Source organism: Nocardioides oleivorans, assembly GCF_004137255.1.
Taxonomy (GTDB): Bacteria; Actinomycetota; Actinomycetes; order Propionibacteriales; family Nocardioidaceae; genus Nocardioides; species Nocardioides oleivorans.
The window spans coordinates 1,796,042-1,815,284 of record NZ_SDWT01000001.1 but is presented as its reverse complement, the minus strand read 5'-3'; the positions used below and the strand labels follow the sequence as shown (position 1 = coordinate 1,815,284).

Below are 19,243 nucleotides of genomic sequence, written 5' to 3'. Positions count from 1 at the left end.
AGTCTGGCGGACGGGTCCCCCGACCCGTCCGCCAGGACCCGGTCAGTAGCGCTGGCCCTGCCAGAGCAGGCCGGCCGCCGCGGTCTCGGCCGGGTTGCAGTAGCCGCCGTAGGTGTCCTGGATGCCACCGGTGATGATGCTGGTCGCGCAGTCGGCGGCGTGCTCGAGCGGCGCCCAGTCCGCCGCCATAGGCGTCGTCGGTCCGCTCGGGTTGTTGTCGGGGACGAAGACCTCGCCCGAGCGGGCGACGAGCGTCTCCCAGCTCTCGTTCGTGCCGCCCCACAGGTGGAACTGCTGGAAGTGGGCGCACTCGTGGATGGCCACCGCGAGCTTCTGCGCCTCGCTCTGCCAGGTGTAGGTGGCGAGGAGCGTCGGGTTGATCGTGAGGCCGTTCTGCCAGTCGAAGACGCCCGCCCGGTCGCCGGCCAGCGCGCCGGTCGTGTCGATGGTGACGTTGGAGTTGGGGCAGAGGTTCGCGATGGGAGCGTAGAAGCGGGCCTGCTCCCCGGTGTACATCGCCTGGTTCTCGAAGCGCACCGAGACCGGCTTCGACGCGATGCTCCGGCGGGCCTTCTTCGGGCCCTTCTTCAGCTTCTTGGTCTTGAAGCGGTAGTCGACGGTCTGCGCCGGGACGCCGGCGGTGACGGTGAAGGCCGGGACGCGTGAGCGGACGAGGCCGTTCTTGCCGATCTTGCCCTTCGCGCCCTTGAGCTTCGACCACTTCCCGCCATCGACGCGCGCCTGGACGAAGACCTTCGGCAGGAGCGGCTTCGACCCGCGGTAGGTCTTCCATGCCGCGGCCAGCTCGATCGAGGTGCCGGAGCCTCGCACGGCGCTCTGGAAGCCGAACCCGTCGAGCCGGTTGTACTTCAGGCCCCAGAAGGCGAAGAGCGGACGCCGGGCCGACGACGCGCGCGCCGTCACGCGACCCGCGTCGGGCGTGCCGAGGACCGGCGCGACCAGCGGCTCGGCCCCCTCGGCCGACGGAGCGGTGTCGGGCACGGTGCGGCCGGGGCCGTCGCTGGCGGAGGCGGGCGACCCGGCGGCCAGCGCCGAGGTCAGGGTCAGGGCGGTCGCGGCGAGGGCGACGGTCAGTCGGCGATGCGCGTTCATCGGGGCACTCCGTGGCTCGGGTCGGGCAGTGAGCTCCTTCCTACCCCGGATCGCGCGCCGCAAACGATTCACGCGTCGAGCAGCCCGCGCCGACGCGCGACCGCCGCGGCCTCGGTGCGGGAGGCGGCGTCGAGCTTGGCCAGGATGTTGGAGACGTGCACCGACACCGTCTTGGTGCTGATGAACAGCTGCTTGCCGATCTCGCCGTTGGTGCGCCCCTCGGCGACGAGGGCGAGGATCTCGGCCTCGCGCGGGGTGAGCACCGCCGTCTCGGACGCAGCGGCCGGCGCGGGCGCCGAGCCCTGGGCGGTCAGCTCGGCCAGCAGCGAGCTCGACCGCAGCGCGTGCGCGGCCTCACGGGCCTGGTCGGCCACGACGCGCGCCGCGGCGGTGTCGCCGGTCGCCCGCAGCACGCCTGCCAGCCGGACCCGCGCCTGCGCGACCTCGGGCACGCTGCCGTAGGCGACCGACGTCTCCTCGGCCACGCGCCACGCCCCGACCAGCTCCTCGGCCGAGGGCGGGTCGACCTGCGCGAGCCAGCGCCAGCGCAGGTGCTCGGCGGCCCGACGCGCGACCCACATGCGGTACTCCGGGCCGTGGCTGCCGTCGTAGGGCGCGTAGAAGTCGATGACCCTGCCACCGTCGGCGACCAGCCGCTCGACGTCGACGGCGGCGGCCTCCCGCTCGTCGGCGGACTGGTGCGCGGCCGCGGCGGCGAAGGCGCTGATCGCCACGGTCGACAGGCGGAGCCGGGCCTGGAACCACTCGTGCCAGAGGGGTACGACGGCGGCCACCACGTCGTCGTACACCGCGAGCGCGGCCGTGCCGTCGCCGGCCGCGACCGCCCGCATCAGCTCGGCGCCGCCCGCGGAGATCGCGGTGAGCCCGTCCGTGGTCCAGTAGTCGCGGAGCCGCTCGAGCGCCTTGGCGTGGCTGTCGCCGCGGATGCCGATCGTGACGAGCATCTGGTGGGCGAAGAAGAGCCACTCGTAGACCATGGGCGGGTTCTGGCCCGAGACGTCGAGCAGCTCCCACGCCTCGTCGAGCCTGCCCTGGTGCGTCAGCACGACGGCGAGCAGCAGCCGCGACTCGGCGGGGAACGGCGACCAGACGAGGCCGCCGACCTCGCTGCGCCCGATGACCTCGCGGTAGACCTCGACGGCGGTCTCGAGGTCGCCGGTGTCGTGGTGGAAGCGACCGAGCATGTAGAGCGCACGCAGCTCGGCGTCGATGAGGCCGGCCCGGCGGGCGCGGTCGGCGGCGGCCCGCCACCCCGAGCCCGGGCTGCTGCTGTCGTCGGCCTCGAGCCCGGCCAGGGTGGTGTGGAGCTCGACGGCCAGGCTGGTGAGGTCGTTGCGCTCGGCGATCTCGAGCGCCTCCACGGCCAGCGCGCGGGCCTCGTCGGCCCGCCAGCTGCCGAGGCCGCGGGAGCGGACGAAGAGCGCCTGGGCGAGCAGCTTGGGCGGTCCTCCGCGCAGCAGCTCGATCGCCTCCGCGGCGATCTCGTTGGGGTCGTCGGCGGTGTCGGTGAGCAGCAGCGCGGTGGCCAGCGCGGTCAGCAGCTGGCCGCGGTCGATGGCGGCTCCGTCGACCGGCAGCGTGGCGAGCCGGGCGCGGAGCACCTTGACCGCCTTGGGCACGCGACCGGCGGCGATCAGGGCCTCCGCGCAGCGCCGGGTGAGCGCGTGCGCGTCGATGCCGTCGAAGGGCGTGCGCGAGGTGTCGATGAGCTCGAGCGCGTCGAGGAAGTGGGTCGCCGCCTCGGACGGACCACCGACGGCGAGCGCCTCCTCGCCCGCCTCGATCGAGGCGTGCACGGCGACCGGTCGGTCGTCGGCGCGGCGGGCGTGCTGCGCGAGCTCGGCAGCGGTGCCGACGGCGCGGCCCTCCCCGAGCGCCGACACGAAGTCGGCGTGGAGCCGGACCCGCTCGCCGGGCAGGAGGTCGTCGTAGACCGCCTCGCCGAGCAGCGCGTGGCGGAAGGCGTAGGTCCCGCCGCGCGACGCGACGAGGACGTGGGCCTCGACCGCGTTGCGCAGCGCTGCCTCGAGCTCGGTGGTGTCGAGGTCGGAGACCGCGGAGAGCAGCCCGTGGCTGACCTGGCGCCCGGCGACGGACACGAGCCGCACCACGCGCCGGGTGGTGTCGTCGAGCCGGTCGAGGTGGACGAGCAGCACGTCGGCGAGCTCGCCGGGAACCTGGCCGGACCACGTCGCACCGACGAGCTCCTCGATGAAGAACGGGTTGCCCTCGGCGCGGTCGACGATGGAGACGTACTCCGCCTCGGACATCGTCGAGGGGTGCAGGGCGCGGACGAGGCTGCGCACGTCGTCGTCAGCGAGGGGCTCGAGCTGGAGCCTGTCGACGCCGCGCAGGCGGCTCCACTCCGCGACCTGGCGGCGCAGCGGGTGGCGGCGGTGGAGGTCGTCAGCGCGGTAGGAGACGACCAGCGCGACGCCAGGCAGCGGGCGGGAGAAGAGGAAGCTGAGCATGTCGCGCGTGGACTCGTCGGCCCAGTGGGTGTCCTCGACGACGAGGAGGAGCGGCGCCTGCTCGGCGACGGCGGAGAGGAGGTCGCCGACCGCGTCGTAGACGTTGCCGCGGTCGAGGGCCTGGTCGCCCGACGCGGTCTCGCTGCTGCGGATCCGGCGCCCGGGCTGGAGCCGGGCGAGCGTGGGGTGCTGGTCGAGGACACGGGCGGCGACGTCGGGCACGTCGGACATCAGGCGGCCGAGCACCTCGGAGAAGGGGAGGTAGGGCAGGGAGCTGTCGGCGAGGTCGAGGCAGTGGCCGGCGACGACCTGCCAGCCGGCCGCGAGCGCCTCGTCGCGCAGGGCCATGAGGAGTCGGGTCTTGCCGACGCCCGCGTCGCCGGCGACGAGCATCGCGCGGACGGTCGCGTCGTGCCGGGCGTCGTCGCCCTGGTCACGACCGGTCCCGGACGCGCGAATGCCGAGCTGGGCGGTGAGCTGCTCCAGCTCGGCATCGCGTCCGATGAGATCGGTGGTCCGCAGGGCCGGCACGGACGACATTGTGTCCTGCTCGACCGACACTGACGGGTCGATCGCGGTGCGGGTCACTTCCGGGTGTCGGTGGTGCGGACCCTGGTCCAGCGGCGGACGCCGTAGTCACGGCGCACCTTGTCCTGGCGGTAGCTGATCTCGGCACCCAGGAAGCTGTCGGTGGTGAACATGTCCTTCTCCTCTTCGTCGCGGCCCTTGCTGGACCGTGAGAAGAGATTCCGTCCATGAGGTAGCCCCGGACATCGGGCGCGTGCCCTATCTCCGCGTGGCGGGCTACCTCAGATGCGCGCCCCGGCGGCGTACGACGGCCGTCTGAGGTAGTCCTCCACCCCGGGGGTGGTCGCTGACTACCCCACGACGGGGCGGCCGGACTGCCAGACCCCGGCCACGAGCGGGACGCCGGGGCGGTAGGCGAGATGGACGTACGACGGCGCGTCGAGGAGGACGAGGTCGGCGGCCTTGCCGGGGGCGAGCACGCCGACGTCGTCGCGGTCGAGGGCGGCGGCACCCATCGCGGTCGCGGCGTGCAGCGCCTCGGCGGGACTCATCCGCATCTCGCGCACGGCCAGCGCGATGCACAGCGCCATCGACGAGGTGAAGCACGAGCCCGGGTTGCAGTCGCTGGCGAGGGCGACGCGGACGCCGGCGTCGATCAGCCCGCGGGCGTCCGGGTAGGGCTGCCGGGTGGAGAACTCGACGCCGGGCAGGAGGGTCGCGATGGTCCGTGAGTCTCTGAGGGACTCAACGTCGAGGGGGCTGAGGAAGGTGCAGTGGTCGACGGCCGCGAGGCCGAGCTCGCAGGCCAGCTGCACGCCCTTGCCGTACGTCAGCTGGTTGGCGTGGAGCCGGCCGCGCAGGCCGCTGTCGGACCCCGCGGCCAGGATGGCCCGTGCCTGGTCGACGTCGAAGGCGCCGTCCTCGCAGAACACGTCGATCCACCGGGCGTGCGGGGCAGCCGCCGCGAGCATGGGGCCGGTGACGAGGGCGACGTAGTCCTCGGGAGTGGTGCCGGCCGGGACGACGTGGGCGCCGAGGAACGTGGTCTCGTCGGTGAACTGGGCGGCCACCGCGAGGCTGCGAGCCTCGTCCAGCACCGACAACCCGTAGCCGCTCTTGATCTCCAGCGAGGTGGTGCCCTGCGCCCGCATCTCCGCGACGAGCCGGGCGACGTGCGAGGTGAGCTGTTCGTCGGTGGCGGCACGGGTCCTCGCCACCGTGGTCCGGATGCCGCCCGCCGAGTAGGGCTCACCGGTCATGCGTGCCTCGAACTCGGCGCTCCGGTCGCCGGCGAAGACGAGGTGGCTGTGCGAGTCGACGAAGCCGGGGATGACCGCACGCCCGCCCGCATCGACCTGCACGTCGGCGGCAGGCGCGTCGGCGGCCAGGCCGACCCACGCGATGCGGCTGCCCTCGATCACGACGGCGGCATCGGTGAGCAGGCCCAGGAGGCCGCCCGGCTCGGAGCGATCCGGGTCGTTGGTGACCAGCTCGCCGATGCCGGTGATGACGGTGGTGCTCATGCGTCCTCCCAGATGCGACCGATGACGTCGTCCAGCTCGCGGCCGATCCCGGCACGGTCGCCGTCGTCGTCGATGATCCAGCGCCCGTCGGCCATGACCCGTCGTACGTCCTCGGTGACGGCGGCGAAGACCACGGTGTTCTCGTCGCGTCCGGTGCCGGCCGTGCGCGGGCTCGCGGGATCGAGGACGACGAGGTCCGCGCGCTTGCCCACGGCGATGGCACCGGCGTCGTCCCACCACAGGGACGCCTGGCCCATCACGGTGGCGGCCCCGAGGAGCTCGCCGGCGGTCCAGTGGCCGCGCTGCTGCGTCGCCAGCCGCTCGTCGAGCTCGACCGCGCGCATCTCCTCGAAGAGGTCGACCACCGCGTGGCTGTCGCTGCCGAGGGTCAGCCGTGCGCCGGCGTCGTGGAGGGCACGGGACGGCCCGATCCCGTCTCCGAGGTCGCGCTCGGTGGTCGGGCAGAACGACGCGAAGGCGCGGGCACCCCCGATGAGGGCGATGTCGGCGTCGCTCAGGTGGGTGGCGTGGACGAGCGAGGTCGTCGGCCCGAGGAGACCGGCGTCGGCGAGCAGCCGGGTCGGCGAGACGCCGTAGGCCTCGAGGCAGCCGTCGTTCTCGGCGACCTGCTCGGAGAGGTGCACGTGGAAGGGACGGTCGCCGATCCCCGCGGCGACGTGGGCCAGGTCGGACGCGGGCACGGCGCGCACGGAGTGCACGGCGACTCCTGTCCGGGCGCCGTCACCCAGTGCGCCGACGGCGGCCGTCCGTTCCAGCCACTGCTGCACGCTCCCGTCGTCGTAGCGCACCTGTGCTCCCTGGGGCGGGGCGCCGAAGCCCGAGGAGAGGTAGAGCGTGTCGAGCAGGGTGATCCGGATCCCGGCCTCGCGTGCGGCGTGCACGAGCGCCAGCCCCATCTCGTTCGGGTCGGCGTAGGGCGTGCCGTCGGGCTGGTGGTGGAGGTAGTGGAACTCCCCGACGGCCGTGATGCCGGCGGCGGCCATCTCGCGGTAGGTCGCCCGCGCGAGGGCGAGGTAGGTCTCCGGGTCGAGCCGCGCCGCGACGTCGTACATCTGGTCGCGCCAGGTCCAGAACGTGCCGCGCTCGCGCTGGGTGCGGCCGCGGAGCGCCCGATGGAAGGCGTGACTGTGGGTGTTGGCGAGGCCGGGCACGACGAGGCCGCGCACCGGGACCGCGCACTTCGGGTCCGCATCGGGCGTGACCGAGGCGAAGCGGCCGTCGACCACCTCGACGAGGACGTCGTCGCGGAAGGAGCCACCGGTCGCCGTCGGGAGCCAGGCGCGCTCGAGGAGGTACGCCGTCATGCCGGCTGCCCGGGACCGGCCAGCTCGGCCAGCACGTCCGCGAGCGCCTCGACCCCGGCCAGGCAGTCGGCGGTCTCGGCGCGCTCGTCGGGCGAGTGCGAGATCCCGGTCGGGTTGCGGACGAAGACCATCGCGGTGGGGATGCCGGCCTCGGACAGGATGCCCGCGTCGTGGCCGGCCTGGGTCGGGATGACCGGCCAGTCGCGGAGGCCGGCGAGGCGCGCGGCCAGGTCGGTGTCGAAGGCGACCGAGCCCGAGACGGACTCGGCGGTCAGCGTCAGCGAGGTGCCGTCGCGCTCCGCGCGGTCGGTCGCCTGCCGCTCGATCGCCTCCACCAGCTCGGCGAGGGCGCCGTCGGACGACGCTCGCGCGTCGAGCCAGGCCGTGACGAGCGAGGGCACGGCGTTGGTGCCGTTGGGCTCGACCGCGATCCGGCCGAAGGTGGCCCGCTGTCCGGCGAGACGCGCCTGCTTGTTGGCCGCGAGCGCAGTCATCGCGTAGGACAGCATCGGGTCGTGCCGGTCCTCCATGCGCGTGGTGCCGGCGTGGTTGGCCTGTCCGGCGAAGTCGAAGCGCCAGCGGCCGTGCGGCCAGATCTCGCTCGCCAGCCCGACGGCGACGTCGCGGTCGACGAGGTCGCGGCCCTGCTCGACGTGGAGCTCGACGAAGGTGCCGACGCGGTCGAGGTCCAGGAGGCCGCGCGCGGGGTCGAGCCCGGCGTCGGAGATCGCGTCCGCGAGGAAGACGCCGTCACGGTCGCGCAGCTCCTTGGCCTGGTCCCAGGTCGTGGCCCCCGTGACCAGCCGTGAGCCGAGGCACGCGCGTCCGAAGCGCGAGCCCTCCTCCTCGACGAACACACCGATCCCCAGTGGTCGTCCCGGCTCGAAGCCACGGGCCCGCAGCGTGTCGAGGGCGGCGAGCGCGGAGACCACGCCCAGCGGGCCGTCGTACGCCCCACCGTCGAGGACGCTGTCGAGGTGCGAGCCGGTGAGCACGCCGTCGTCGCCGGTTCCCCACCAGGCGACCTGGTTGCCGATGCCGTCGGTCTCGACCGTGAGCCCGCGAGCCTCGCACTGCTCGGCGAACCACGCCCGCAGCTCGGTCTCCGCCGAGGCCCAGGGCTGGCGGAAGTAGCCGCCCGAGGTGGCCGATCGCCCCACCGGCGCGAGGTCGCGCCACATCTCCTCGAAGTCCTGACCGGCCATGGCGCCAGTCCACCGGGTGCGGCCACACCGGTCAACGAGCGTCGTCGGCGAGGCGTCTCGGATCCGAGACCCCTATAAAGGGGACATGGAGTTCCGTGAGGTCGTACGCCGTCGCCGGATGGTCCGCCGCTACGCCGAGCAGCCGGTCGACCCGGCCGTCGTCGACCGGATGCTCGAGCACGCGCAGCGGGCGCCCAACGCGGGCTTCACCCAGGGGTGGGCGTTCCTGGTGCTCGACACCCCCGAGGACGTCGCGCGGTTCTGGGTGTCGACCGGCGCCGACCCCGACACCCACAACACCTGGCTCGACGGGATGCGCACCGCGCCGGTCGTGATCGTGCCGCTGGCGAGCAAGGACGCCTACCTGGAGAGGTACGCCGAGGAGGACAAGGGCTGGACCGACCGGAGGGACGACCGGTGGCCGGTCCCCTACTGGTACGTCGACACCGGCATGGCCGCGCTGCTCATCCTCCAGACGGCGGTCGACGAGGGGCTCGGCGCCTGCTTCTTCGGCATCCCCGGCCAGCACACCGAGTCGTTCCGCGAGGCGTTCGACGTCCCGGCCGACCACAGGCCGGTCGGCGCGATCACCGTCGGGCACCGGGTCGCGGACAGCGGGGCGAAGGGATCACCGGCCCGGCGCGAGCGGCGCGAGAATCTGGTCCACCGGGGTCGCTGGGGCACTACGGTCAGCCCATGACCGACGGCCCGACCCCCCGCGTGGTGTCCGCCCTGCAGGCGCTCGTCCGCATCCCGACGGTCTCCGACCGCGACCCGTCGCGGATCGACACCGACGCCTTCGACCGCCTGCTGGCCGAGCTCGCGACGCAGTTCCCGCTGCTCCACGCGCGGCTCGAGCTGACGCGGGTCGGCACCCACGGCCTCCTCTTCCGCTGGGCCGGCGCGAGCACCGAGCGGCCGGTCGTGCTGATGGCCCACCTCGACGTCGTACCCGTCGACGGCGAGGCTCCCTGGCAGCACGAGCCCTTCGGCGGCGAGATCCACGACTCCGACAGCGGGCCGGCAATCTGGGGCCGCGGGACGCTCGACGACAAGGGCTGCGTGGCCGGGATCTGCGAGGCCGTCGAGTCACTGCTCGAGTCCGGGCACGTGCCAGCGCAGGACGTCTGGCTGTCGTTCGGCTGCGACGAGGAGGTCAGCGGGACGGCCGCGACCGAGGCCGTCGCCGTGCTCCGCGAGCGCGGCGTCACCCCGTGGCTGGTCCTCGACGAGGGCGGCGCGATCGCGGGCGGGGCGTTCCCGGGCGTGAAGGCGCCGCTCGGGGTGATCGGCGTGACCGAGAAGGGCACCACCTCGCTCGAGCTGGTCGCCGAGGGCCGCGGCGGGCACGCCTCCACCCCGGCCAGGAACGGCCCCACCGCACGCCTCGCCCGCGCCATCCTCAACGTCGAGAAGGCGCCCTTCCCGGCGTCGGCACCCGCGCCGACGCTGGAGCTGATGCGCCGGCTCGCACCCCACGTCCCGCTCCCGCTGCGCCCGGTCCTCAAGCCGCTCCTCGGCAACGCCGACAGGCTGGCGCCGGTGGTCACCCGGGCGCTGCTGGCCGCCGGACCCGAGGCCGCCGCGATGACACGGACGACGGTCGCCACCACCACGCTGAGCGGATCGCCCGCCCTCAACGTGATCGCCTCGACCGCCAAGGCCGGGCTCAACATCCGGGTGATGGTGGGCGACACGGTCGCCGGCGTGGTCGAGCACGTCCGCAGGGCCGTGGCCGACGACTCGATCCGCATCGACGTCGTCGAGGCCGGTGAGCCGTCGCCGATCTCGCCGATGGACGAGGCCTTCGAGCTGGTCGAGAGCTGCATCACCGCGGTGTTCCCCGAAGCCGTGCCGACGCCCTACGTGATGATGGCGGCGACCGACTCCCGGCACTTCACCGCGATCAGCGAGCACGTCTACCGCTTCGCCCCCTTCCGGATGACCAAGGCCCAGCGCCAGGCGATCCACTCCTACGACGAGCACATCGGCGTCGCCGACCTCGTCGACGGAGCGCGCTGGTACCAGCTGCTGATCGAGAGGCTCCCCGCATGAGCACGACGAAGCCCGCTGCGACGACGGCCGTCAAGGGCCTGGCCGCGATCGTCGGCTTCCTGGTGCTGGTGGAGTTCGCCAGCGGCATCCTGCAGGGCTACTACACGCCGATCTACCCGCAGATCGCCGAGCACCTGTCGATCCACGAGGGCGACATCAACTGGTTCGAGGCCGCGCAGCTGATCGTCAGCGCGCTCTGCATCCCGCTGCTGGCGCGGCTCGGCGACCTGGTCGGCCACAAGAAGGTGCTGCTGATCTCGACCGCGGTCACGGCCGTCGGCTCGTGGTGGCTGGCGTTCGCGCCCGGCTTCACCAGCTTCCTGCTCGGCTGGGCGATCCAGGGCGCGTACGTCGTCTGGCTGCCGCTGGAGATCGCGATCATCCACCGCCGCACACGCTCGTCCGGACGCCAGGAGCTGCTGACCCGGAGAGGGGCCGCGATCCTCGTCGGCTCGCTGGAGCTGGCGGTGATCGTCGGCGCGCTCACCAGCGGGCTGCTGGTCGACTCCCTCGACATGAACGTCCTGCTCGCGATGCCCGCCGTCGTCGTCACCGCCGTCTTCTTCGTGATCCTCGTCGGCATCGAGCAGGCGCCGGGCGACGACACCGGCGGCGGCATCGACTGGGCCGGCCTCGGCCTGGTCACCGTCGCGCTCGGCGTGCTGATGGGCGGACTGGTGTGGCTCCGCCTCGACGGTGGCGGCAACCTGCTCGGCTGGCTGACGATCCTGGTCTCGTTCGCCGTCTTCGCGGCCTTCTGGCGCTTCGAGGCCCGCCACCCCGAGCCCATCGTCGACGTGAGGCTGTTCTCCAGCTCGGCCCAGTGGCCGGTGCAGCTGACGGCCTTCCTCTTCGGCGTCCCGGTCCTCGGCGGCCAGATCCCGCTGTCCACCTACGCCCAGGCCGACCCGGCCGTGCGCGGCTACGGCCTCGGCGCCGACTCGGCCTTCATCTCGACGCTCATCGGGTTGTACGTCGTCACGCTGGCGATCGGCGCGTTCACCCTCCCGCTCACGACGCGGCTGCTGGGTGGCGTACGTCGTGCCCTCGTCGTCGCCTGCTGCCTCGTCGGCGTCGGCTACCTGCTGTGGCTGCCCTTCCACGACCACACCTGGCAGGCGCTCATCAACATGGGCATCGCCGGCCTCGGCTCGGGCGCGCTCGTCGCCGCCCTCCCGGCTGCCGCCGCCGCGGCCGCACCGCCCGAGCGCACCGGCATCGCGACCGGCATGACCAACGGCACCAAGACCGTCGGTGGTGCGATCGCCTCGGCGATCTTCGCCATCGCGCTCACCGCCACCGGCTCGCTCGACGCGACCGCCGAGAAGGTCGCGCCGCTCAGCGGCTACCTCACCGTCTGGGCCGTCTGCGCCGGCGCGTCCTTCCTCGCCGCCCTGGCCCTCCTGGCCGCGCCGAAGCACGCCTTCAGCGATGCGCCCGCCGCCCCTGGAGTGATCCCCGGCTGACCGGGGATCACTGAACATGTCGGCCTGTGCAACGCCTGACATGTTCAGGAAGACCCTGACAACCCCTGCTCCAGCCGGCCCGTCCCCGGGCCGGACAGGTCCCCGAGCGCCTGCGCGCGACCGGAGACGACCATCAGGAGCGAGACGAGCGGACCGCTGACCTCGGCCCCGTCGCCGTACGACAGGTCGGCGTCGGTCGCGACGAGGCGCAGCCCGGCCGCGCGCTGCTTGCCGCCACCCAGCCCGACCGACGTCCTGAGCTGGTGTGCCAGCGCACGCGAGACAGTCTCCTCGGGGTAGGCGCGGCGGATGCCGAGCGGCCGACGGACGTCCTCGCCGTGCACGACCTCCTCGACCAGGCGGCTGTCGAGCGGCGCCGGCGGGGTCGTCGTACGTCCCGCGACCTCGCGCAGCCGCGCATGGGTCTCGGCAGGCGTCGAGCCCTGCCAGCGCGCGACGCCGTCGTCGTTCTGCCGGTCGAAGTCGAAGCGCGCCCGCGCCATGGCGAGCACGATCCCGAGCCGGGTCGTGCGGGCGTTGTCGACGAGGTGGGCGGCCACGTCGTGGACCGTCCAGCCCCCGCACCACGACGGCACGTCCCACTGCTCGTCGGCCAGCCCGGCCAGGTCGTCGATCAGCGCCTCGCGCTCGGCGCGCACCAGCTCCCACACATCGGTCATGGCCACACCCTGTCAGGCAGCGGCGACAGCCCTCAGGGAGTGACGGGACCGGCGAGCAGCTCGGCCGTGCGGGGGTCGAGGCCGTCGACGGGGGCCCGGTGCCACAGCAGCCGCAGCAGCACCTCGGCCCGGTCGCGTACGACGAAGGCGCCGCGCCCGGTGCCGAGCCGCACGTCGGCGTCGACGTCCGTCGCGACGAGCAGGAGCTGATCGGCCAGCGGGGCGATGCGACCGAGCCGCACCTGCCGGGGGTACATCACCTCGACGACCTCGAGCACCCCGTCCCAGGCGACGTCGGGGTCGAGCGGCGCCGCAGCGCCGAGCGCCTCCTCGGCGTCCCACGTGTGCATCACGGTCTCGTGCACCTGGCGGCGTCGCCAGAAGCCTGCGGTCCGGTCGTTCTTGTCGAGGGTCCACGCGGGCGTCCCGGGAGGCGTCGAGGCCAGCACCTCGACCAGGTCGGACGCGTGGCGTCGGTACCAGGCTGCGAGGTCCGTGCCGGACGGCACCGGCTCGGCCTCGAACTCGGGGTTGCCGTCGACGACGGCGTGGGCGGCCCACTGGTGGACGCCGCCCAGGTGGTCGACGAGGTCGTGGAGCGTCCAGTCGGGGCACCAGGTGATGCGGGTGGCCGGGTCGGCGCCGTCGACCACCGCGGCGAAGCGGTCGGTGGCCTGCCGCAGGAGCGCGAGCCAGTCGTGTGCCATGCAGCAGGCCTGGAGGTCAGCGCGCGAGGTGCGGCGAGCTGGTGGCGGCGACGAGGCTGTTCTGGCTCGGCATCACGAACCAGAGGATCGGGTAGACCAGGAACTGGCTGCCCGGGATGACGACGAGGCTGATCAGGAAGAGCAGCCGGGTCACCCACGGGCCCAGGCCGAGGCGGCGGCCGACGCCCGCGCACACGCCACCGAGGATGCCCCGGTCGGCCGAGCGGACGAGGCCCTGACGGGCGAGGGAAGCACGAATCTTGTCCATGCCCCCAGCCTGCGTCACCGCTGGGCGCCGCACCATCCGGATCGACCCCGGCTCGACCCCGAGGTCAGTCCCCGACGAGCCCGTGCTCGTGCGCGAAGACCACGATCTGCACGCGGTCGCGGAGCGAGAGCTTGCGCAGCACCGAGCCGACGTGGGTCTTGACCGTCGACTCGGAAGCGAAGATCAGGCCGGCGATCTCGGTGTTGGAGAGCCCGCGCGCGACGGCGGTGAACACCTCCCGCTCTTTGTCGGTCAGGGAGAGGTACGCCGCCGGGGCGGGGGCGCGCGCGACGAACTGGCCCTGCAGCAGCAGGGACAGGTCGGCGGGGGCGAGCACCGCGTTGCCGGCGTGCACCGTGCGGATCGCGTCGCGCAGCATCACCGGCGTGGTGTCCTTCAGCAGGAACCCGCTGGCGCCGTAGCGGATCGCCGTGGCCGCGCGGTCGTCGAGGTTGAAGGTGGTCAGCACGACCACCCGGAGCGGGTTCTCGCGGCGGGAGACCCGGTCGGGCGCGAAGAGCTGGCGGGTCGCCTCGACACCGTCCATCTCCGGCATCCGGATGTCCATCAGGACCACGTCGGGCTGGAGCTCGTCGCACACCTGCACGGCCTCGAAGCCGTCGCCCGCGACGCCGACGACCTCCATCCCGTCCTGGGCGTCGACGATCACCCGCACGCCCTCGCGGAACAGCTCCTGGTCGTCGACCAGCACGACCCGGATCACGCCCCGCCCCGGACGGGCACCCACGCGGTGGAGGTGAACGTCGTGCCGCCGGCCTCCTCGCGACGGCGTACGTCGAGCTTGCCGCCCACCGCCTCCAGCCGTCGGCGCATGCCGTCGACCCCCTGCCCGGGGGTCGGGACCGGGACGGCTGCGGTCGGGTCGGAGGACACCGACCGGATCGGCTGGGTCGCGTCGGGCACGGGCTCGCCGCCGACCACGTTGCGGACCTCGATGCGCAGCTCGCCCTCCCAGTGGCGTTCGACGGTGACCGGGGCGTCCCGGCGACCGTGCTTGATGGCGTTGGTCAGCATCTCCTGCAGGACACGGTAGGCGACCGTCTCGAGCTCGGGCGGCAGGGGCTGCGGCTGCCCGACGACGGTCGAGACCACCTCGTGGCCGCTGGAGCGGACCCCCTCGATGAGCGAGTCGAGGCTGCCGCTGCGACCGGACGCCGTCTGGTCCTTGGTCGTGGTCAGCACCTGGCGCACGTCCTGCAGCGAGGTGCGCGCCGACGTCGCGATGGTCGCGAGGGTGTCCTTGAGCTTGTCGTTGAGGGCACCGGCGTCGGCGTCCTTGAGGTACTGCGCGGACTCGGCCTGGGCCAGGATCACCGCGAGCGAGTGGCCGACGACGTCGTGCACGTCGCGCGCCATCCGGGTCTGCTCCTCGCGCAGGCGGGCGATCTCGCGTGCCTGCTCCGACTCCTGCACCGCCCGGGCCGCGTGGTCCTCGGCGGCGACCTGCGAGACCCGCGACTGCTCCGCGCGCGAGCCGAAGCGCAGCGCCAGGCCGAGCAGCCACGGCGAGCCGAGGACCAGCATCCCCAGGAAGGCCGCGCCGATCTGCCACGTGGCCCCGAAACGGTAGGCCCCGTTGATGATGCTGTTGTAGTCGATGAACCCGGCGAGGACGTCGTAGACCTGCGACGCCGCGAGGAGCACCACGACCGCGGCGCCCAGCGGGATCGACAGGCCGCTCAGCAGCACCACGACGGTGCTCCCCCAACGCGCGGCGCCGAACGCGACGGCGGCGATGGACAGCTGGGTCAGCAGCACCGGCGTCCCGGTCCAGAGCTGCAGGAAGCAGATGACCCACACCAGTCCCAGCGCGATCCCCGGCATCCGTCGGCTCAGGCCCACCGCGACGGCGGTGGCGAGCACGAGGAGGACCAGCGGGAACCGACTGCCGTAGACCTGCACGGTGCTGACGGCCTCGAGGAAGCCGAGGACGAGCACGACCGATCCGAGCGCGAGCTCCGGTCCCCAGCCGCGCAGCTGCTCGAGCTGCGGGTGGTCCCCGGCAGGTCGTCGGTAGTCGGTCCCCGGCCCGGGTGCGGCGCCGCTCATGCCGCCACCTCGTGGCGGGTACGACGCATGCGCTGGGCCGGCTGCTCCACGAGCCGCCAGCTGGTCGCCGCCATGGCCAGGGTCAGGACCGCCGCCACCGGGCCGGCGTACGACTCGAGCGAGGGTCGCAGCCACAGGGTGAGGGGGTAGTTCCAGAGGTAGGCGCCGTAGGACACCGTGCCGAGGACGACCAGCGCCCGCGCCGGCCCCGTCACGGAGGTCCAGCTCCGCCACGACAGCAGCAGGACCGCGGTCAGCGCAGCGATGGCGGGGCCTCCTGCCAGGTAGGTGAGGGCGTGACCCCGCAATGGAACCACGCTGAGGACCGCCAGTCCGACGAGTGCGGCAGGCGCCGCCCAGGACGGTACGACGACCCGGTGGCCGACGATCCGCGTCGCACCGCCGATGACGAAGCAGACCGCCCACGACGTCGGCAGGGCGTAGGCCAGGTCGGGTGCCTCCCGCAGCCAGACGAGCGTCGCGACGCACGCGAGCACGCAGGCGGCGGCGACGAGCAGCAGTGCGAGCCGCACGCGCCCACGGTCGTACGCGATCACCAGGACCGCCGGCCAGAGCAGGTAGAACTGCTCCTCCGTCGCGAGCGTCCAGAGGTGGAAGGTCGCGTCGCTCGCGTGCCCGAAGGGCAGGTTCGCCGTCCACGTGAGCGCGACCAGCACGCTCTTGCCGAGCTCGCCGCGGTCGCCAAGGGGGTCGATCAGCAGCGTCACCACGACCACGCCCACCACCAGGAACAGCAGCGCGGGCACGAGTCGTCGGGCGCGGCGCAGGTAGAAACGGCGGAGGTCGACCCGGCCGGTGCGGTCGAGCTCGTCGACGAGGAGCCCGGTGATGAGGTAGCCGCTCAGCGCGAAGAACATCACGACGCCGACCACCCCCGCGCCGGGGAACGCCGAGGGCCACGCGTGCCGGAGCATCACCAGGCCGATGGCGACCCCGCGCAGCAGGTCGATCCCGTCGATGCGCCCCGTGGACCGCGCGCTCACGCCGGCAGCACGTCGCGGACGAGGCGGTCGAGCAGGTCGGCGTACGACATCCCCGCCGCGGCGAACATCTTCGGCACCTGCGACTGCTCGGTGAAGCCGGGCATGGTGTTGACCTCGTTGAGCACCGGCCCGTCCTCGGTGACGAAGAAGTCGACGCGGGCCACGCCGGCGCAGCCGAGGGCGTCGTACATCGCGAGCGCGGCCTCCTCGAGCTCCTTGCGCTCGGTGTCACCGAGCAGGGCGGGGATGCGGAAGTCGGCGCCACCGCCGTACTTCGCCTCGAAGTCGAACCAGCCGTCGACCACGATCTCCAGCGCCGGCGAGACCACGCGCGCGCCGTCGGCGGTGCCGAGCACGGCGATGTCGACCTCGCGGCCCACGACGACGTCCTCGACGAGGATCCGGTCGTCGAGGGCGAGGGCCGCTGCGACGGCATCGGCGAGCTGTGCCTCCTCGCGGACGAGGGAGACGCCGTGGCTCGAGCCGGCCGCGACCGGCTTCACCACGACCGGGTGCGTCCAGGCGTACGTCGACGCGGTGGCCGCCGTCAGCAGCCGACCCGGCGCGGTGGCGATGCCGAGCGCGCCGGCGACGAGCTTGGTCGCCCACTTGTCCATCGCGAGGGCGCCGGCGCCGACGCCGGACCCGACGTAGGCCACGCCGGCGAGCTCGCACAGCGCGGCCAGCGAGCCGTCCTCGCCGCGGGGGCCGTGCACGACCGGGAGCACGGCGGCGCACGACTGGAGGATCGCGACGGCGTCGCCCAGCGTCAGGCGACGCTCGCCCTCGTGCCAGGCGCCGTCGGGCGCGATGGTCAGCCGCACGACGTCGTACGCCGTCGGGTCGAGCGCCGCGGCGACGGCCGCCGCGGAGGCGAGGGAGACCTCGTGCTCGCAGTTCTGGCCGCCGCCGACGACAGCGATGCGGGGCGTCGTCACGACAGGCTCCTGAGGCGGGCTGGTGCGGTGGTGCCGGCTGCGGGGGCAGCGGTGCGGTGGACGCGGGAGCCGATGCCGGTGACGACCTCGTGCTCGATGGAGTCGGACCAGCCGGCCCACTCCGCGACGGTCGGCTCGCCCGCGGCGCCGGGCCCGAGGACGGTGGCGGTCTCGCCGGGACGGACGGCCTCGTCGCCGAGGTCGACGACGACCTGGTCCATCGAGATCCGGCCCACGACCGGGCGACGACGGCCGCGGAGCAGCACCTCGGCGCGACCCGACGCGACCCGGGGCAGGCCGTCGGCGTAGCCGAGCGGGAGCAGTGCGAGGTGGGTCGCCGCGGGCGCGATCCACGTGTGGCCGTAGCCGACGCCCGTTCCTGCACGGACGCGGCGGACGCTGACGACGGGCGCGGTCAGGGTGAGGCCGTGGGACAGGGCGGTCGTCCCGGTCGGGTCGATCCCGACCAGTCCTGCGCCGATGCGGACGTGCGTGTGGTGGCTGCGCGGATCGAGCAGCGTGGCCGCGGTGGCGGCGAGGTGGCGCATCGTCGGCCGGAGCCCGGCGCCGCGCGCGACCTCGAGCCCCCAGGCGAACCGTCGCCGCCCGAGCGCGTTGGCCTCGTGACCGGGGTCGTCGGCGCAGCCGAGGTGGCCCATCACGCCGACGACCTCGAGCAGGCCGGCCCGCTCGGCCCGACGGGCGGCGCGGCACAACGTCGGCCAGACCGACGGTTCGGCGCCGTCGCGGGCCATGCCGGTGTCGAGGTGCAGGTGGACGCGCGCGGGGCGCTGGAGCGAGGCGACCCGCAGGACCGCGTCGAGGTGCTCGCGCGACGGGACGGCGAGGTCGACGTCGGCGACCAGCGCGGCGCCGTACGACGCATCCAGCGGGTTGAGCCAGCTGAGGATCCGGCCGCCGAGGCCGTCGGCGCGCAGGGCGAGCGCCTCGTCGATGCTGGTGACGCCGAGCGAGGTGGCGCCGCTGGCGAGTGCCGTGCGCGCGACGTCGGCCGCACCGTGGCCGAAGCCGTCGGCCTTGACGACCGCCATCACCGCGGCGTCGGTGCGCGCGGCGAAGAGCCGGGTGTTCGCAGCGATGGCGGAGAGGTCGACCTCGAGGCGCGGGCCGTGGGTCGTGCCGGCGCTCGGCACCACGGCGAGCGCACTGCAGTTGGGGTCCCCGCGGCGTTGTTCGGGGGAGCGGAGCGGAGGAGAAGAACGCAGTGGGGTGTTCATGCCGCCACCGCGGCGGTGTCGACGGGACCGTGGAGCGCCGCGTCGGCACCGGTGACGAGCGCCCAGTAGCGGTCGCCGAAGCTCCAGTGCCACCACTCGGTCGGGTAGTTCACCAGCCCGGCGCCCCCGAGGACCTCCGCGAGCAGGTCGCGGTGCGCGCGGGCGTCGGCGCTGATGCCGGCCGCGGCGAAGTAGCAGGCACCGTCGGACTGCTCGGGGGTCGCGTCGATCGGCGTACCCATGTCGAGCTCCTCGCCCGTCACGTCGACCAGCGTCAGGTCGACCGCCGCGCCGGCGACGTGCGGGGCGACCGCCACCGGCGAGACGAAGCGGCTGGTGAGGACGTCGAGGTCGGCGGGCGAGATGCCGGGGTGCGCCGCGCACACCTCGGCGGAGTAGGCGTCGATGATCGACTGCTGGTCGGCGACGGCGCGGTGGCCCTCGACCACCCTGATCGCGAGGCCGGCCGGCAGGGCGCCCTGGGCCTGCGCGAGCCGGTGGGCGAGGCCCTCCCGCACGAGTGCCCGCGCCGGGCCGAAGGAGCGGTCGAGGTGCACGAGCGCCTCCCCCGACTCGTGCAGGGGTACGGCGCCGACGCGCGGGTCGGAGAGCAGGATGATCATGGCGTCCA

The 19,243-nt window shown here is 73.7% G+C and carries 17 protein-coding genes; 3 read left to right on the top strand and 14 right to left on the bottom strand.

Annotated elements, in window-relative coordinates; genetic code table 11:
- Window positions 1-42: 42 nt before the first annotated feature.
- The 5 genes from EUA93_RS08610 to EUA93_RS08590 form a co-directional block, all read right to left on the bottom strand.
- Window positions 43-1,113: a hypothetical protein gene (locus tag EUA93_RS08610; protein ID WP_129399750.1), complete on the bottom strand. Its 1,071-nt coding sequence runs from the start codon at window positions 1,111-1,113 to the stop codon at window positions 43-45.
- A gap of 68 nt (window positions 1,114-1,181) precedes the next feature.
- Entirely contained in the window at window positions 1,182-4,136 is a 2,955-nt protein-coding gene (locus EUA93_RS08605) for a helix-turn-helix transcriptional regulator (RefSeq protein WP_165355096.1), read from the bottom strand.
- Between the two features lie 347 nt (window positions 4,137-4,483).
- Window positions 4,484-5,656, bottom strand: a complete 1,173-nt coding sequence (gene hutI / locus EUA93_RS08600; RefSeq protein WP_129399748.1) for an imidazolonepropionase — start codon at window positions 5,654-5,656, stop codon at window positions 4,484-4,486.
- Window positions 5,653-6,981, bottom strand: a complete 1,329-nt coding sequence (locus tag EUA93_RS08595; RefSeq protein ID WP_129399747.1) for a formimidoylglutamate deiminase — start codon at window positions 6,979-6,981, stop codon at window positions 5,653-5,655. The genes hutI and EUA93_RS08595 overlap by 4 nt, the downstream gene beginning before the upstream one ends.
- Window positions 6,978-8,186 (bottom strand): allantoate amidohydrolase, encoded by a 1,209-nt coding sequence (locus EUA93_RS08590; protein ID WP_207208635.1) that lies wholly within the window; start codon window positions 8,184-8,186, stop codon window positions 6,978-6,980. Before EUA93_RS08590 ends, EUA93_RS08595 begins: the two co-directional genes overlap by 4 nt.
- Window positions 8,187-8,271: 85 nt before the next feature.
- On the opposite strand from EUA93_RS08590, the gene EUA93_RS08585 reads away from it, so the two are divergent.
- From EUA93_RS08585 to EUA93_RS08575, 3 genes are read left to right on the top strand one after another with little or no spacing between them, the layout of a single operon-like run.
- A complete protein-coding gene (locus EUA93_RS08585) occupies window positions 8,272-8,886 on the top strand; it encodes a nitroreductase family protein (RefSeq protein WP_129399746.1) in 615 nt (204 codons plus the stop codon).
- Complete coding sequence (locus tag EUA93_RS08580) at window positions 8,883-10,241, top strand: M20/M25/M40 family metallo-hydrolase (RefSeq protein ID WP_129399745.1); 1,359 nt, start codon at window positions 8,883-8,885, stop codon at window positions 10,239-10,241. Before EUA93_RS08585 ends, EUA93_RS08580 begins: the two co-directional genes overlap by 4 nt.
- Window positions 10,238-11,707, top strand: coding sequence for an MFS transporter (locus tag EUA93_RS08575; RefSeq protein ID WP_129399744.1), 1,470 nt, complete (start codon window positions 10,238-10,240; stop codon window positions 11,705-11,707). Before EUA93_RS08580 ends, EUA93_RS08575 begins: the two co-directional genes overlap by 4 nt.
- A gap of 44 nt (window positions 11,708-11,751) precedes the next feature.
- On the opposite strand, the gene EUA93_RS08570 is transcribed toward EUA93_RS08575, so the two are convergent.
- The 9 genes from EUA93_RS08570 to EUA93_RS08530 form a co-directional block, all read right to left on the bottom strand.
- Window positions 11,752-12,387, bottom strand: a complete 636-nt coding sequence (locus EUA93_RS08570) for a maleylpyruvate isomerase family mycothiol-dependent enzyme (RefSeq protein WP_129399743.1) — start codon at window positions 12,385-12,387, stop codon at window positions 11,752-11,754.
- 32 nt (window positions 12,388-12,419) lie between these two features.
- Complete coding sequence (locus EUA93_RS08565) at window positions 12,420-13,094, bottom strand: maleylpyruvate isomerase family mycothiol-dependent enzyme (RefSeq protein WP_129399742.1); 675 nt, start codon at window positions 13,092-13,094, stop codon at window positions 12,420-12,422.
- 16 nt (window positions 13,095-13,110) lie between these two features.
- Window positions 13,111-13,362, bottom strand: a complete 252-nt coding sequence (locus EUA93_RS08560) for a PspC domain-containing protein (RefSeq protein ID WP_129399741.1) — start codon at window positions 13,360-13,362, stop codon at window positions 13,111-13,113.
- A gap of 64 nt (window positions 13,363-13,426) precedes the next feature.
- Window positions 13,427-14,110, bottom strand: a complete 684-nt coding sequence (locus tag EUA93_RS08555) for a response regulator (protein ID WP_242497290.1) — start codon at window positions 14,108-14,110, stop codon at window positions 13,427-13,429.
- Window positions 14,083-15,432, bottom strand: a complete 1,350-nt coding sequence (locus EUA93_RS08550; protein WP_129399740.1) for a histidine kinase — start codon at window positions 15,430-15,432, stop codon at window positions 14,083-14,085. Before EUA93_RS08550 ends, EUA93_RS08555 begins: the two co-directional genes overlap by 28 nt.
- Window positions 15,429-16,436: an acyltransferase family protein gene (locus tag EUA93_RS08545; protein WP_207208634.1), complete on the bottom strand. Its 1,008-nt coding sequence runs from the start codon at window positions 16,434-16,436 to the stop codon at window positions 15,429-15,431. The genes EUA93_RS08550 and EUA93_RS08545 overlap by 4 nt, the downstream gene beginning before the upstream one ends.
- Window positions 16,433-17,374, bottom strand: coding sequence for a D-alanine--D-alanine ligase family protein (locus EUA93_RS08540; RefSeq protein ID WP_129399739.1), 942 nt, complete (start codon window positions 17,372-17,374; stop codon window positions 16,433-16,435). The genes EUA93_RS08545 and EUA93_RS08540 overlap by 4 nt, the downstream gene beginning before the upstream one ends.
- Entirely contained in the window at window positions 17,371-18,612 is a 1,242-nt protein-coding gene (gene alr, locus EUA93_RS08535; RefSeq protein WP_129399738.1) for an alanine racemase, read from the bottom strand. The genes EUA93_RS08540 and alr overlap by 4 nt, the downstream gene beginning before the upstream one ends.
- Complete coding sequence (locus EUA93_RS08530; RefSeq protein ID WP_129399737.1) at window positions 18,609-19,235, bottom strand: M15 family metallopeptidase; 627 nt, start codon at window positions 19,233-19,235, stop codon at window positions 18,609-18,611. The genes alr and EUA93_RS08530 overlap by 4 nt, the downstream gene beginning before the upstream one ends.
- Window positions 19,236-19,243 lie beyond the last annotated feature (8 nt).

What these genes read in the sequence shown, in the direction of transcription:
- EUA93_RS08595 (WP_129399747.1), bottom strand. Translation starts at nt 6,981, where the DNA reads ATGACGGCGTACCTCCTCGAGCGCGCCTGGCTCCCGACGGCGACCGGT.
- EUA93_RS08560 (WP_129399741.1), bottom strand. Translation starts at nt 13,362, where the DNA reads ATGGACAAGATTCGTGCTTCCCTCGCCCGTCAGGGCCTCGTCCGCTCG.
- hutI (WP_129399748.1), bottom strand. Translation starts at nt 5,656, where the DNA reads ATGAGCACCACCGTCATCACCGGCATCGGCGAGCTGGTCACCAACGAC.
- EUA93_RS08530 (WP_129399737.1), bottom strand. Translation starts at nt 19,235, where the DNA reads ATGATCATCCTGCTCTCCGACCCGCGCGTCGGCGCCGTACCCCTGCAC.
- EUA93_RS08550 (WP_129399740.1), bottom strand. Translation starts at nt 15,432, where the DNA reads ATGAGCGGCGCCGCACCCGGGCCGGGGACCGACTACCGACGACCTGCC.
- EUA93_RS08590 (WP_207208635.1), bottom strand. Translation starts at nt 8,186, where the DNA reads ATGGCCGGTCAGGACTTCGAGGAGATGTGGCGCGACCTCGCGCCGGTG.
- alr (WP_129399738.1), bottom strand. Translation starts at nt 18,612, where the DNA reads ATGAACACCCCACTGCGTTCTTCTCCTCCGCTCCGCTCCCCCGAACAA.
- EUA93_RS08585 (WP_129399746.1), top strand. Translation starts at nt 8,272, where the DNA reads ATGGAGTTCCGTGAGGTCGTACGCCGTCGCCGGATGGTCCGCCGCTAC.
- EUA93_RS08575 (WP_129399744.1), top strand. Translation starts at nt 10,238, where the DNA reads ATGAGCACGACGAAGCCCGCTGCGACGACGGCCGTCAAGGGCCTGGCC.
- EUA93_RS08610 (WP_129399750.1), bottom strand. Translation starts at nt 1,113, where the DNA reads ATGAACGCGCATCGCCGACTGACCGTCGCCCTCGCCGCGACCGCCCTG.
- EUA93_RS08580 (WP_129399745.1), top strand. Translation starts at nt 8,883, where the DNA reads ATGACCGACGGCCCGACCCCCCGCGTGGTGTCCGCCCTGCAGGCGCTC.
- EUA93_RS08570 (WP_129399743.1), bottom strand. Translation starts at nt 12,387, where the DNA reads ATGACCGATGTGTGGGAGCTGGTGCGCGCCGAGCGCGAGGCGCTGATC.
- EUA93_RS08565 (WP_129399742.1), bottom strand. Translation starts at nt 13,094, where the DNA reads ATGGCACACGACTGGCTCGCGCTCCTGCGGCAGGCCACCGACCGCTTC.